This is a genomic window from Marinobacter zhanjiangensis (assembly GCF_014651935.1).
Classification (GTDB): domain Bacteria; phylum Pseudomonadota; class Gammaproteobacteria; order Pseudomonadales; family Oleiphilaceae; genus Marinobacter; species Marinobacter zhanjiangensis.
The window spans coordinates 340,152-354,225 of the sequence record NZ_BMXV01000004.1; the positions used below are offsets into that span (position 1 = coordinate 340,152).

A 14,074-nucleotide genomic window follows, 5' to 3' on the forward strand; every position below is an offset into this window, starting at 1 on the left:
AACCATGAAATACAGCGACCTGCGTGACTTTCTGGCCCAGCTCGAACAACAGGGTGAACTGAAACGCATTTCCGTGGAGGTGGACCCCCACCTGGAAATGACCGAGATCTGTGACCGTACCCTGCGGGCCGGAGGGCCGGCGTTACTGTTCGAAAATCCCAAAGGCTATGACATGCCCGTGCTGGGCAACCTGTTCGGTACACCGAAACGGGTCGCCATGGGCATGGGGCAGGACAGCGTTACTGCCCTGCGGGATGTGGGCAAGCTGCTGGCCTATCTGAAGGAACCGGATCCCCCCAAGGGCTTCCGGGATGCCATCGAAAAGCTTCCATTGTTCCGTCAGGTCATGCGCATGAGCCCCAAGGTGCTGCGCTCGGCCCCCTGTCAGGATGTGGTGCTGGAAAAGGACGATGTGGACCTGGGCAGGATTCCGGTCCAGCACTGCTGGCCCGGAGACGCCGGACCACTGGTGACCTGGCCGCTGGTCATTACCCGTGGCCCCCACAAGGAGCGCCAGAATCTGGGCATCTACCGCCAGCAGGTCATCGGCAAAAACCGCCTGATCATGCGCTGGCTCGGCCATCGCGGTGGCGCACTGGATTTCCAAGAGTGGCAGCGGGCCCATCCCGGTGAACCCTTCCCCGTGGCGGTGGCCCTGGGGGCTGACCCGGCTACCATCCTGGGTGCGGTCACACCGGTGCCGGATACCCTGTCGGAATATGCCTTTGCCGGTCTGCTCAGGGGCGCCCGTACCGAGCTGGTCAAGGCCGCACTGAGTGACCTGCAGGTGCCGGCCAGCGCCGAAATCGTGCTGGAGGGCTTTATCTACCCGGATGACGCCGCCCCGGAAGGGCCGTTCGGTGACCATACCGGTTATTACAACGAGGTGGACCAGTTCCCGGTGTTTACCGTGGAGCGCATCAGCCACCGCAAGGATCCCATCTACCACAGCACCTACACCGGTCGCCCGCCGGATGAGCCGGCCATCCTCGGTGTGGCGCTGAACGAAGTCTTCATTCCCATCCTGCAGAAGCAGTTCCCGGAGATTGTCGACTTCTACCTGCCGCCGGAGGGCTGTTCCTACCGGCTGGCGGTAGTGACCATGAAAAAACAGTATCCGGGCCATGCCAAACGGGTGATGATGGGGGTGTGGTCATTCCTGCGCCAGTTCATGTACACCAAGTTCGTGATTGTCACCGATGACGACGTCAATGCCCGCGACTGGAATGACGTGATCTGGGCCATGACCACCCGCATGGACCCGGCCCGGGACACGACCCTGGTGGAGAATACCCCGATCGACTATCTGGATTTCGCGTCGCCCGTGTCCGGTCTTGGCTCCAAAATGGGCCTGGATGCTACCAGCAAGTGGCCCGGCGAAACCGACCGGGAATGGGGCACCCCCATCACCATGGATGATGAGGTAAAACGCCGGGTGGACGAAAAATGGGACAGCCTGGGGATTGAAACTCCCCATCGTCGTCCCGAGTGATATGGCCAGAGATTCGTTTCGTACCACACTTTATCCCTCTGAACTAAGCTTCAAGTGCCGCGCCGATGAGGATCTGCTGACCTCCGCCGCGAGCGCCGGTATTGCCGTACCGGTTTCGTGCCGTAACGGCGTTTGTGAAATCTGTGAGGCGCGCCTGCTTGCCGGCGAGGCCCTCAGCACCCGAAACCAACAGACCATCAGGGTCGGTGATCGCCTGATGATGTGCCGTACCGAGGCCATTACCGACCTGGAGCTGGAGATAGACACCGTTATGGCCGCAGGACAGAACCCGCCCAAGACCTTTCAGGCCAAAGTGGCCGATGTACGTTCCATCAGTCACGATGTCTATCGTGTGGAACTGCAACTGAACCGTCGCCGGGAGCTTACCTTCCATGCCGGTCAGTACCTGTCGGTCAACCTGCCGGATGCGGAGCCCTGCTACTTTTCCATCGCCAGCAGCCCTCTGGCTCAGGCCATCGAGCTGCATATACAGGCAACCCCGGAGTGGGTCTCGGCCCAGAAGGTGATTGATGCCATCATCGAGGGCCCGGAAGTGACGGTGGAGTTGCCCCACGGCAAGGCCTGCCTGGCGTCGGCTCCGGAGAAGCCCCTGTTGTTCGTGGCAGCGGGCACCGGCTTTGCCCAGGTAAAGAGTATGGTGGACTATCTGCGGGAAACCCGTTTCGACCAGCCCGCGACGCTCTACTGGGGTGTGCGCCGTCCGGAGGATATGTACCTGAGGGGGCTGGCGGAAACCTGGGAGCGGGAGTGGGAGCCGTTCACCTTCGTGCCGGTGGTGGGTGACGATGACGACAATGACTGGAGCGGCCACCACGACCAGTTGGTGGATACGGTTCTCCGGTCCGGTACTGACTGGAGCAACGTCCAGGTCATGGCCAGCGGTTCACCGACAATGGTGTATACCCTGATGGACGCCCTGATCGAGGCGGGCCTGCCAGAGTCCGAGTTCTATTCCGATGTGCTGGAGTATGCACCCCGGGACTGACTGGTTTTTTAGCCACGGAAAAACGAAAGAATTTTCCGCCACGAAATCCACGAAAAAACACGAACAAAGCTGACTGATTAAAAGCCAAAACGTCTTTGTCTTTAATTTCGTGTTCTTTCGTGGATTTAGTGGCCAAAAACGTCTTTATCTTTTGCTTTTTTCCGTGTTTTTCCGTGGATTCCGTGGCAAAAATCTCTACAGGCGGGTAAACACCGCCACCTGCGTAGGCGGCCCGAACTCCGGGTCGTCCTCACCGATACCGTTGAACCTGACCTGATACCCGGACTGTCTCGCGGTCGTGGTGCACCATTTGCGGAACTTGTCGCGGTTCCATTCGAACTTGTGGTCCGGATCGCGGAATTCACCTGGGCGAAGTCCATACAGCGGATTGTATTCAGCATTGGGGGTGGTCATCACCAGCCAGCCCGGGCGGTAGTGGTCGAAAACCGCCCGCTGGACTTCCGACAGTCGACCCGGGGGCACATGCTCGATGGTCTCCACCATGGCGGCCGCGTCGAAGCCGGAGAGCTTCAGGTTGCTGTCCGTATAGCTACCCTGCAGAAGCGATACCCGGGATTCGTCGGGTGCGATTTCCTCCAGCATGGTCCGGGCCTGCCTGAGGGAGAGACCGGACTGTTCCACGCCGGTGATCCGGGTATAGCCCGGCTCCTGTACCAGCCGGCGCAGCAGCGAACCACTGCCGCAACCCAGGTCAACCACGCTTCTCGCGCCGGACCCAAGGATAAGTGCGGCTACCCGGTCCAGGCGCTCCTCATGAAGTGAACTGGACTGGGTATCCATCAGACGATGGCCTCATGGATCGGAGGTCGCTCGTCCCTCAGATGAGTGGCCAGCGCCACGCCGGTTTCGCTCATGGTCAGGTATGCCTGGTCGGCACCGGCCTCGCGGATCTTGGTCGCCTCATCCGCATAGGCGGTGTGGGCGACCACATAGCCGGTGAATCCCTTCCTGCGCAGCATGCGCGCGGCAATCAGCTTGCCCTCGATATCGTTCATGGCCAGGATCACCGCCTCCAGCCGGGGCATGTCCAGACCCTCCCAGAAAGTGGTGTCTTCGGCATCGGCAAAGACCACGTTGCGACCCTCGTCCGTGTGTTTCTGGGCCTTGGCCGGGTCCGAGTCCAGGCCCATCAGATCCGGTTCCTCTCCGCGCAGGTTGTCATAGGCGGCGGTGCCGGTGCGACCCATACCCATGATGAGAACGCGGGTATCGCCCAGGGAAATGGGCTGTTCGTCCGGGTGGCGGCGGCTGCTTTGCAGCGGAGCCAGGCGATGGGCCAGCCGCTCGTAGATAGGGTGTGCCAGGCGGTTAAGCGGTGCCGATACGATAAACGACAGGGACACGGCAATGGCCAGGGGCACCAGCCAGTCCGGCAGCGCGACACTGGCCACGATCAGGCCGAACTCGCTGTAGTTGGTCAGTGCCAGGCTGGACAGAAAACTGCTGCGGGCCCGCAGACGGAACAGCAGCAGCAGGAAAAAGAACAGCACGCCCTTCAGTGGCAGCACCACAAGGGCCACCAGGGCGTAACCCATGGCGGTGGCATCGGGCAGGCCGCCGATCCCTATCTGCAGGAAAAAGCCCACCAGGAAGATTTCCTTCACACTCCACAGGGATTTCGACAGCTCCTGGGCCCGCGGGTGGTTGGCCAGCATGGCGCCAAAGACCAGAGCACCCAGTTCCGAGCTAAGTCCTACCGCCTCGAAACCGAGCCCACCGATCACCAGCGCCAGCAGCAGCCCCAGCAGCACCAGCAGCTCGTCATGACCACTGGCATCCAGCAGGCGGTAAAGGAGCGGGCGTAGCAGGGGCAGGCCAAACAGCACCAGCGCCCAGTAAGATGGTGTCTTGCCCGCCGCAATACTCATTACCGCCAGGGCGATCAGGTCCTGCATGATCAGAATGCCGATGGCCACGCGACCATGGAAGGCTCTCAACTCCCGCTTGCCCTCCAGGACCTTGGCCGCCAGCACCGTGCTGGAGAAGGACAGCGCCACCGCCAGCAGAATGGCGGTTTTCCAGTCCACCCCTGCAATGTAATAGAGCCCGGGTGCGAAAACCGCGCAGGTAAACCCGAAATGCAGCAGGCTGCCGCCGATTACCTCCGGGCTGACCACGGACTTGAGTTTCAGCTTCAGCCCCACGGTAAACAGCAGCAGCAGGACACCCAGGTGCGCAATATGGTTCAGGGCGTCGGTATCTTCCACGACCAGCGGGGTGAACTCTGTCAGTCCGCTGAGCAGGAAACCGGCGGCCAGGTAGCCTACCAGGGGCGGCAGGCCAATGGCCTTGACGAGAAGGCCCAGGGAAAAGGCAAAGGTGATCCAGAGAGCTTCGGACATGGAAGGGCAAGTTCCTGACTGACAACAAGGGAGCGCATGCAGGTGCTGATTCTAGCGTGAACCAGGGCCTGGTGTCCTCACCGGACCCTGATGATCATGCAACTCCCGGTCAATTGCTGCCGGATTCGCGGACGATCGCGCGGTAGGCGATGTCCTTGCGGCAGAACACACCGTCCCAGTGAATGCGTCCGGCCAGCCCGTAGGCTCTTTGCTGGGCCTCGGTTACCGTGTTGCCCAGCGCCGTCGCACACAGCACGCGGCCACCGTTGGTGATCACTTGCTCACCCTGCATGCGGGTGCCGGCGTGGAAGACTTTTTCGCCATCGGTTTCCGTCTGCGGGAGTCCGGTAATGGCATCGCCCTTGTTATAGCTACCGGGATAGCCCCCGGCGGCCAGCACCACGCCCACCGCGGCGCGATCGTCCCAGCGGGAGTCGCACTGATCGAGCCGGCCATCAATCGCGGCATTGCACAGCTCGACCAGGTCCGACTGCATGCGCAGCATGATGGGCTGGGTTTCCGGGTCGCCGAAGCGGCAGTTGAATTCAATCACCTTGGGTGCGCCGCTGTCGTCGATCATCAGGCCGGCGTAGAGGAAGCCCCTGTAGGGGTGGCCTTCCGCCGCCATGCCCCGGACCGTCGGGTAGATGACCTCGTCCATAACGCGCTGGTGCACATCGGCGGTGACCACCGGTGCGGGAGAGTAAGCACCCATGCCACCCGTGTTGGGCCCGGTGTCGCCGTCACCGACCCGCTTGTAGTCCTGGGAGGTGGCCATGGGCGCCACATGCTCACCGTCCACCACGACGATAAAGCTGGCTTCCTCGCCGTCCAGGAATTCCTCGATCACTACCCGGCTGCCGGCATCGCCGAAGGCATTGCCCGCCAGCATGTCACGGATCGCCGCTTCTGCCTCCTCCAGGGTCATGGCAACGATCACGCCCTTGCCTGCAGCCAGGCCATCGGCCTTGACCACGATAGGGGCGCCCTGTTCACGGACATAGGTCAGGGCCTGGTCAACATCGGTGAAGTTGGCGTAGGCGGCGGTGGGAATCCGGTGGCGCGCCAGGAAGTCCTTGGTGAAGGCCTTGGAGCCTTCCAGCTGGGCGGCTCCCTCGGTGGGGCCGAACACCCGCAGGTTACGGGCTTCGAACCGGTCCACAATGCCCGCCACCAGGGGCGCTTCCGGACCGACAATGGTCAGGCCGACGTCGTGGGTGGCGGCGAAGTCGGCCAGCGCGTCCAGCTCCATGACATCGATGGATACGTTCTCCAGGCGTGGTTCCAGGGCGGTACCGGCATTGCCCGGGGCCACGAACACCCGGTCGGCGTGCGGTGACCGGGCGGCCTTCCAGGCCAGGGCGTGTTCGCGACCGCCGTTGCCAATAATCAGGATGTTCATATTGTTCTGTCCTTTAATGGCCGAATTTAGTGGCGGAAATGGCGCATGCCGGTGAACACCATGGTAATGCCGTGCTCGTTGGCGGCATCGATCACTTCCTGGTCCCGCATCGAACCGCCGGGCTGGATCACTGCCGTAATACCGGCTTCGGCGGCGGCGTCGATACCGTCGCGGAACGGGAAGAAGGCGTCGGAGGCCATCACCGAACCCTTTACCTCCAGGTTCTCGTCTGCGGCCTTGATGCCGGCAATTTTCGCGCTGTAAACGCGGCTCATCTGGCCGGCACCAACGCCGATGGTGCGACCGGCACGGGCATAGACAATGGCGTTGGACTTGACGTACTTGGCCACTTCCCAGGCAAACAGCAGGTCGTTCAGCTCGTCCTCGGAAGGCTGGCGCTCGGTGACCACCTTGACGTCGTCCATGGCGACCATGCCCAGGTCCCGTTCCTGTACCAGCAGGCCACCGGTCACCCGCTTGAAGTCCATGGTCTGTACTCGCTCACTGTCGAACTCACCGCAGGCCAGCAGGCGCACATTCTTCTTGGCGGCCACCAGTTCCACGGCCTCGGGGGCGATGGTGGGGGCGATAATCACCTCTACGAACTGGCGGTCGATAATGGCCTGGGCGGTTTCGCTGTCCAGTTCCCGGTTGAAGGCAATGATGCCGCCGAAGGCAGAGGTAGGATCGGTGGCAAAGGCCAGGTCATAGGCCTGGCGGATGTCGGCACCGATGGCCACGCCGCACGGGTTGGCGTGCTTGACGATGACGCAGGCCGGGTCGGCAAACGGCTTGACGCATTCCAGGGCGGCATCGGTATCGGCCACGTTGTTGTAGGACAGCTCCTTGCCCTGCAGCTGTCTGGCGGTAGCCACGCAGGCCTCCCGGGGCGAACGCTCGGTGTAGAATGCGGCGCGTTGGTGGGGGTTCTCGCCGTAGCGCATGTCCTGCACCTTCACGAACTGGCTATTGAAGGTGCGGGGGAAGTCGGCATTGTCGTTGTCCGCTGTGCGCCCGCCCAGGTAGTTGGCAATGGCGCCATCGTAGCCGGCGGTGTGCTCGAAGGCTTTGACCGCCAGGTCGAAGCGGGTGGCATGGGTCAGATGGCCGTCATTGTCTGCCAGCTCGTTCAGTACCCGGCTGTAGTCGGAGGCGTTGACCACAATCGCCACATCATTGTGATTCTTGGCCGCGGCGCGAACCATAGTGGGGCCGCCGATATCGATGTTCTCGATGGCGGTGGCCAGGTCGCAGTCCGGGTTGGCCACGGTGTCCTCGAACGGGTAGAGGTTGACCACCACCATGTCGATAGGGTCGATGCCATGCTCGCCCATGATGGCGTCATCGGTGCCCCGGCGCCCGAGAATGCCGCCGTGGATCTTCGGGTGCAAAGTCTTGACCCGGCCATCCATCATTTCCGGGAAGCCGGTGTAGTCGCTGACTTCGGTGACCGGGACCTGGTTTTCCTTCAGCAGGCGGAAGGTGCCGCCGGTGGAGAGGAGTTCAACGCCGGCTTCGGTCAGTTTGCGACCGAATTCCACAATGCCGGTCTTGTCGGAAACGCTGATCAGGGCGCGACGAACAGGAGTGCTTGACGGTTGTGCCATTTTCGATGCCTTCTTGAAACAGGAAAGGCCTCGCGAAATGATTCCGGGAGGCCTTGGGAAATCCAGTTGATTATAGCAGACCGTACTGCTTCAGCTTCTTTCGCAGCGTACCGCGATTGAGCCCAAGCATGGTGGAGGCCTTGGTCTGGTTGTTGCGGGTGTATTTCATCACCTGTTCCAGAAGGGGGGCTTCCACCTCCGACAATACCAGCTGGTAAACCTCCGTGACGGGGGCGCCGTCAAGCTGGGCGAAATAGTTTTTCAGGGCCACTTCGACGCTGTCGCGCAGGGTAACCGAGTTACCGGTGCTGCTGACAGTCTGCAGAGTGGGCTGATCGTCGTTGGCGGAAGGCGCCAGGTTGTCGTTTGCCAGGGTTTCAGCGCTCATGCTGCGAATACCTCTCCATTTCGTAAGGCTGCAAAATACTGTTGGATACTGTCGGACTGTGCCGTGGCACATTCCAGCGTATTGAAACGCTTTCTGAACTGTTTGCCGGCATCATGGGACTGCAGGTACCAGCCCACATGCTTGCGGGCGATGCGAACGCCCATGGGGTCACCATAAAAGAGATGCAGCTGCTCCAGGTGCTCCAGCAGAATGCTTTCCACCTCGTCCAGGGGTGGCGGCGTTGCCGGTCTGCCGGTTTCCAGAAACTCCAGGACTTCCCGGAAGATCCACGGACGCCCCTGCGCCCCCCGGCCAATCAGCAGGCCGTCGGCGCCGGTATACCGCAACACGTCCCGTGCCTTGCCGGGGCTGGTGATGTCGCCGTTGGCGAACACCGGAATGCCGACGGCGGACTTCACCGCGGCGATGGTGTCGTACTCCGCCTCGCCCTTGTAGGCGTCCGCCCGCGTGCGGCCATGAACGGCCAGCGCCTGTATGCCCGCCTCTTCGGCCATGCGGGCAATGGTGACCGCATTACGGTTGTCACGGTCCCAGCCAGTGCGCATCTTCAGGGTGACGGGAACGTTCACCGCCCGCACCACGGCATGCAGGATGTCCTTTACCAGGGCCTCATCCTTCATCAACGCGGAACCGGAGGCCTTGTTGCAGACTTTCTTGGCCGGGCATCCCATGTTGATGTCGATGATCTGCGCACCGTGTTCGGCGTTCATGCGGGCGGCATTGGCCAGCATGTCGGCGTCACCGCCGGCAATCTGCACCGAGCGAGGCTCCGGCTCACCGGTATGGTCCAGTCGCAGGCGCGACTTGCGGGTATGCCACAGTGACGAGTCGGCAATCACCATCTCGGACACCGCCAGACCCGCACCCATGCGACGGCACAGTTGCCGGAAGGGGCGGTCTGTCACACCGGCCATGGGCGCGACCACCAGCGAGTTGGGCAGGGTGTAGGGCCCGATCTTCACCGTGGGCAGCATACGTCTGTGTCCGTTGTCGGTTTCCGGAGGTCCGTCTGAAACTACCATACCTCACCGGCGAACTCCTGACTGTGGAGTCTGTCAGCAATGGGCGGTCATTTCAGGGGGCGACAATGATACCGCCGGGTGAGAGGCTATTGAAGGCCGTGAGGGCGTAAAAAACTGATTATTTTTCGTTCTTTCTGGTTGACTTTTGTGCGGCCTGCTGTCCATCGCAGCGGATTGATGCCGGTCGCTTCATGAGTCATTGCCGCGGTTAACGAAGCGAAGATTATAGTTAACCGCATCCCGGCCGGGGTCACGGATACTGATGGCGATCCGCACTGGCGTGCCCGGTGGCATGGTGCTCAGATCGGTGCCTTCACCTTCCAGGTAATCTTCCGGCGGGAAAATACTCTGGGCCACCACATCGCCGTTCAGGTTCGAGAAGGTGAGTGCAATGGACGGAAACGGTTGTTCGAACTCGGCCTGGTTGATGATCACGGCATCCACCAGCAGGGCACTGCGGTTTTCCGGATCGGTACGCACCACCAGCTTGCGGCTTTGTATGCGGTCCATGGCGACCAGTGGTTCAAGTTCGCAACCGGCGTATTCGCAGGCCTTTTCGTACCAGGGGCGCAGTTCCGGAATGGCCGCCAGACGGTCGAACTGGAACCAGGCCACCTGGGACACCAGCCCGGCAATCAGGGCCAGCACTACCAGGGTCCACAGCGCGCCCCGCAAACCCCCGCCCTTGCGGGAATGAACCGCTACCGGCTCCCGGGAGAGCTGTTCATAGGGCGAGAAATCATCCAGTGGCGGGAAGGTGCCGCCAGTAGTGGCGTCTTGCCGGCGGGCCGGGCCTGCCGGCGCCTCCTCCGGCGGTGGTGCCGCGGTGATTTCCGTCAGCTCCAGGTCGTCGGTGGATTGAGGCGCGTCGTGCCGGGTCGGTTCGGGCTCCCCGGCAGAGTGTTCCGGCTCGGGCGGTCGCCGGGTCGGCGTGGGTGTCTGTCCTGCCGGCGCCCGGGGTTCTTCGTTCCTGTTGGCCGGGTGGCTGTCAGAAGCGGCTCTGGGCGGCGCATCAGGGAACTCTTCCTGCAGCATGGCCTCGGCCCAGCTTTCGTCAACGTCTTCCGTGTCCTCGTCATCGCCCATGCCGGGGCCTTCGCCAGGGGCTCCCCCATCCCGGAAGCTGTCACTGAGCTCCTCATCGGCGAAGCCCGCTTTTTGCCCGGCGTAGTGACCTTCGACGGCGTCTTCCTCGGGGTTGTCCTCGAAGATGATGTCGTCGTCAGGGTCGGCGGCGCTGAAGCTCTCGTAGGACTCCGTCTCGTCGGAAGGCATACCATTGTCCGTGCCGGTATCGGCGTGAGCGCGGGCATCGAACACTTCCATGCAGTGGCCACAACGTACCTTACCGTTGGCTACGGCCAGCTGCTCATCCGTCACCCGGAAGCGGGTGTCGCAGTGTGGGCAGCGTGTCAACAGACTGGAGGTATCGGCCATCCCTAAATCCTGTAAGGTGTCAGACGTTCAGCAGTGTAAACACACACAGGTTGCTCGTCATCCGTCAATGCGGCGACCTGTGAGGCGTATCCATTCTTCCCGCTGTTCCGGCTCATCCATGATGAACCAGGGCTCGTAGGCGGCCATAACCTCCCGCGCCTGCTGCGCGAGGATGCCGGACAGGACCAGGTGTCCACCGGGGCTGACCCTGGTGGCCAGAGTCGGCGCCAGTTCCACCAGAGGGCCCGCCAGGATGTTGGCCAGCAGGATGTCCGCCCGCGTATCCGGATCGTCTCCTGGCAGGTACAGGTCAAGGCGGGCATCCTCAACCTGGTTGCGGCGGGCGTTGTCGCGGCTGGCCTCCAGGGCCTGGGCGTCGGTGTCCACGCCAATGGCATGGTCGGCTCCCAGCAGTAATGCCGCCAGTGCCAATATGCCCGACCCGCAACCATAGTCGATGACCTGCCGTCCCTCCACCTCGGCACCATCGAGCCACTCCAGGCACAGGGCAGTGGTGGGATGGGTGCCGGTGCCGAAGGCCAGGCCCGGATCCAGCAGCAGGTTGGCGGCCTCCGGATCGGGGGCGTCGTGCCAGCTGGGTACGATCCACAGGCGCCGGCCGAACCTCAGGGGCGTGAAATCGTCCATCCAGGCCCGTTCCCAGTCCTTGTCCTCCACCAGGGTGACGTCGATTTCCGCCAGTTCCTGCTGGGTCTGCTGGTGCCAGGCGTCACGAATGTCAGCGCAGATCCGGTCTATGTCCTGGTCGGCATCAAACAGGCCGGTGACCCGGGTGTCGCTCCACAGGGGCGTGGTGCCCGGGTCCGGCTCGAAGATGGGCTGATCGGCGGCGTCTTCCATGGTGACGGCATCGGCGCCCATCTCCATGAGAAGATCTTCCAGCTGATCCGCATTGTCCGGGTCAGCCGGAATCTGCAGTTGTATCCAGGGCATATCAGTCCCGCATCAGCTTTTCGAGGTAGTGGATGGTGAAATCCACACTCTTGAAGCCGCCGTCCCTTACCAGGTTGCGGTGCAGGGACTGGTTGGTCTTGATGCCTTCCACCAGCAGTTCATCCAGGGCATTTTTCATGCGACGGCGGGCAATTTCCCGGTCATCGCCCCAGGTAATCAGTTTGGCCACCAGTGAATCATAGTAGGGCGGTACCGTATAGCCACTGTACAGGTGAGAATCCACCCGGATGCCATTGCCGCCGGGGGCATGGAAATGCTTCACCTTGCCGGGACTGGGCGCGAAGGTTTTCGGGTCTTCGGCGTTGATCCGGCATTCCAGGGCGTGGCCCGAAATGTGGATATCGTCCTGGCTGTATTGCAGCGGCAGGCCGCTGGCAATGCGAAGCTGTTCCCGGACGATATCAACGCCGGTGACCATTTCGGAAACCGGGTGCTCCACCTGGACCCGGGTGTTCATCTCGATGAAGTAGAAGGCGCCATCCTGGTACAGGAACTCAAAGGTGCCGGCACCGACGTAGCCGATCTCCTTGCAGGCGTCGACACAGGCCTTGAGGGTCTTTTTGCGGGCCTTGGGGTCAATATTCGGCGCCGGAGCTTCCTCGAGGATCTTCTGGTGACGGCGTTGCATGGAACAGTCGCGGTCGCCCAGATGAATGACGTTGCCGTGGGTGTCCGCCAGTACCTGAACTTCCACATGACGCGGGCGTTCCAGATACTTCTCCAGATACACGGTGGCGTCGCCGAAGGAGTTCTTGGCTTCGCTCTGGGTGACCTGAATCCCCTTCAGCAATGCGGCCTCGGAGTGAACCACCTGCATGCCGCGGCCACCGCCACCGGAGGCAGCCTTGATGATGACCGGGTAGCCAATTTCACGGGCGATACGGATTGTGCGCTCATCGTCGTTGTCGATGGGGCCGTCGGAGCCGGGCACAGTAGGCACACCAGCCTTGATCATCGCGCTGATTGCGGAGACCTTGTTGCCCATCAGCCGGATGGTCTCGGCGCGGGGGCCGATGAAGGTGAAGCCGCTTTTCTCGACCTGCTCGGCAAAATCGGCGTTTTCCGCCAGAAACCCGTAACCGGGGTGGATGCCCACACTGTCAGTCACTTCGGCGGCGCTGATGATGGTGGGAATGTTCAGGTAGCTGTCCGTGGCGCTGTTGGGGCCGATGCACACGGATTCGTCCGCCAGGCGCACGTGCATGAGGTCACGGTCGACCTGGGAGTGCACGGCAACCGTCCGGATGCCCAGTTCCTTGCAGGCCCTGAGCACCCGCAGGGCTATCTCGCCGCGGTTGGCGATCAGAACTTTGTCAATCATGGCCATGATGTTATGTCACCTGTCGCTCAGGAAATGATTACCAGTGGCTGGTCGAATTCCACGGGCTGACCGTTCTCAACCAGGATTTCGGAGATGGTGCCGCTCTTGTCGGACTCGATCTGGTTCATCATCTTCATGGCTTCGACGATACAGATGACTTCGCCAGCCTTGACGGTCTGGCCCACCTCCACGAAGGATGCCGCAGTGGGTGATGGTGATCGGTAGAAGGTGCCCACCATGGGGGATTTGACCGCATGCCCTTTCGGAGCCTCGGGCTCGGCCGGCGCGGCCGGTTCCGGCGCTGGTGCCGGTGCAGGGGCCTGGTGCTGGGGCGCCGGCATGGGATAGTTGGCGTAGTTTACCGGGGCCTGCTCACGGCGGCGGGAGATGCGAACGGAGTCGTCACCCTCCTGAATCTCCAGTTCTTCAACGTCGGATTCCTCGAGGAGTTCGATCAGCTTCTTTATTTTACGAATGTCCATGGTAGTCAACGTCCCGTGGTATCGGTGTTTATGAGTTGAGTTTTTGCAGGGCGGCGGCAAGCGCCAGATCGTAGCCCTGACTGCCAAGACCGCAGATAACGCCGTCGGCGATATCCGAGAAATAGGAGTGATGGCGGAACGGCTCCCGGGTGTGCACGTTGGACAGGTGCACCTCGATAAAGGGGATGCCGGAGGCCAGCACTGCGTCCCGCAGCGCCACACTGGTGTGGGTGAAGGCGGCGGGGTTGAAAACAAGATAGTCGATACCCTCGGCGCGGGCATCGTGCAGCCGTTCGATCAGTTCGTATTCGGCATTGGATTGCAGGTGCAGCAGATGGTGGCCCCGGTCCGACGCAGTGGCATGCAGCCGGTCATTGATGTCCTGCAGGGTCTCCCGGCCATAAACATCGGGTTCGCGGACGCCGAGCATGTTCAGGTTTGGTCCGTGGAGCACAAGAATGGTGGCCATGATCGGTCTTGCCTTGCTTGTCTTTTGGGGAAATGCCGTATTTTGCCGTATTTTGTGCCCATAATGCGTCGTGAATCCCGTTGGTTCAA

The 14,074-nt window shown here is 61.8% G+C and carries 13 protein-coding genes; 2 read left to right on the top strand and 11 right to left on the bottom strand.

Going from position 1 to position 14,074, the window contains the following annotated elements; translation table 11 throughout:
- Nucleotides 1–4 precede the first annotated feature (4 nt).
- A complete protein-coding gene (ubiD, locus tag IE079_RS10585; RefSeq protein ID WP_189576149.1) occupies nucleotides 5–1,492 on the top strand; it encodes a 4-hydroxy-3-polyprenylbenzoate decarboxylase in 1,488 nt (495 codons plus the stop codon).
- Nucleotide 1,493: 1 nt separating this feature from the next.
- Entirely contained in the window at nucleotides 1,494–2,498 is a 1,005-nt protein-coding gene (locus IE079_RS10590; RefSeq protein WP_189576151.1) for a 2Fe-2S iron-sulfur cluster-binding protein, read from the top strand.
- Nucleotides 2,499–2,693: 195 nt separating this feature from the next.
- Here the strand turns inward: IE079_RS10590 and IE079_RS10595 are convergent, their stop codons facing one another.
- The 11 genes from IE079_RS10595 to aroQ all read right to left on the bottom strand — a co-directional run bounded on the left by IE079_RS10595 (nucleotide 2,694) and on the right by aroQ (nucleotide 13,985).
- Nucleotides 2,694–3,299 (bottom strand): methyltransferase domain-containing protein, encoded by a 606-nt coding sequence (locus IE079_RS10595; RefSeq protein ID WP_227712442.1) that lies wholly within the window; start codon nucleotides 3,297–3,299, stop codon nucleotides 2,694–2,696.
- Nucleotides 3,299–4,861 (bottom strand): cation:proton antiporter domain-containing protein, encoded by a 1,563-nt coding sequence (locus IE079_RS10600; protein WP_189576153.1) that lies wholly within the window; start codon nucleotides 4,859–4,861, stop codon nucleotides 3,299–3,301. The genes IE079_RS10595 and IE079_RS10600 overlap by 1 nt, the downstream gene beginning before the upstream one ends.
- Nucleotides 4,862–4,970: 109 nt before the next feature.
- Nucleotides 4,971–6,263, bottom strand: a complete 1,293-nt coding sequence (gene purD, locus IE079_RS10605) for a phosphoribosylamine--glycine ligase (protein WP_189576155.1) — start codon at nucleotides 6,261–6,263, stop codon at nucleotides 4,971–4,973.
- A gap of 26 nt (nucleotides 6,264–6,289) precedes the next feature.
- A complete protein-coding gene (gene purH, locus IE079_RS10610) occupies nucleotides 6,290–7,870 on the bottom strand; it encodes a bifunctional phosphoribosylaminoimidazolecarboxamide formyltransferase/IMP cyclohydrolase (protein WP_189576163.1) in 1,581 nt (526 codons plus the stop codon).
- Nucleotides 7,871–7,940: 70 nt separating this feature from the next.
- The gene (gene fis, locus IE079_RS10615; RefSeq protein ID WP_189576174.1) at nucleotides 7,941–8,258 is read right to left on the bottom strand and encodes a DNA-binding transcriptional regulator Fis; all 318 of its coding nucleotides are present in this window, start codon (nucleotides 8,256–8,258) and stop codon (nucleotides 7,941–7,943) included.
- Nucleotides 8,255–9,250 (bottom strand): tRNA dihydrouridine synthase DusB, encoded by a 996-nt coding sequence (dusB, locus tag IE079_RS10620; protein WP_227712456.1) that lies wholly within the window; start codon nucleotides 9,248–9,250, stop codon nucleotides 8,255–8,257. Before dusB ends, fis begins: the two co-directional genes overlap by 4 nt.
- Before the next feature lie 240 nt (nucleotides 9,251–9,490).
- Nucleotides 9,491–10,738, bottom strand: coding sequence for a DUF3426 domain-containing protein (locus IE079_RS10625; protein ID WP_189576176.1), 1,248 nt, complete (start codon nucleotides 10,736–10,738; stop codon nucleotides 9,491–9,493).
- Nucleotides 10,739–10,795: 57 nt separating this feature from the next.
- Entirely contained in the window at nucleotides 10,796–11,692 is an 897-nt protein-coding gene (gene prmA / locus IE079_RS10630; protein WP_189576178.1) for a 50S ribosomal protein L11 methyltransferase, read from the bottom strand.
- Between the two features lies 1 nt (nucleotide 11,693).
- Nucleotides 11,694–13,040, bottom strand: coding sequence for an acetyl-CoA carboxylase biotin carboxylase subunit (gene accC / locus IE079_RS10635; protein ID WP_189576181.1), 1,347 nt, complete (start codon nucleotides 13,038–13,040; stop codon nucleotides 11,694–11,696).
- A gap of 20 nt (nucleotides 13,041–13,060) precedes the next feature.
- Nucleotides 13,061–13,516 (bottom strand): acetyl-CoA carboxylase biotin carboxyl carrier protein, encoded by a 456-nt coding sequence (accB, locus tag IE079_RS10640; RefSeq protein WP_189576182.1) that lies wholly within the window; start codon nucleotides 13,514–13,516, stop codon nucleotides 13,061–13,063.
- Between the two features lie 28 nt (nucleotides 13,517–13,544).
- Nucleotides 13,545–13,985, bottom strand: coding sequence for a type II 3-dehydroquinate dehydratase (aroQ, locus tag IE079_RS10645; RefSeq protein WP_189576185.1), 441 nt, complete (start codon nucleotides 13,983–13,985; stop codon nucleotides 13,545–13,547).
- Between the last annotated feature and the right edge of the window lie 89 nt (nucleotides 13,986–14,074).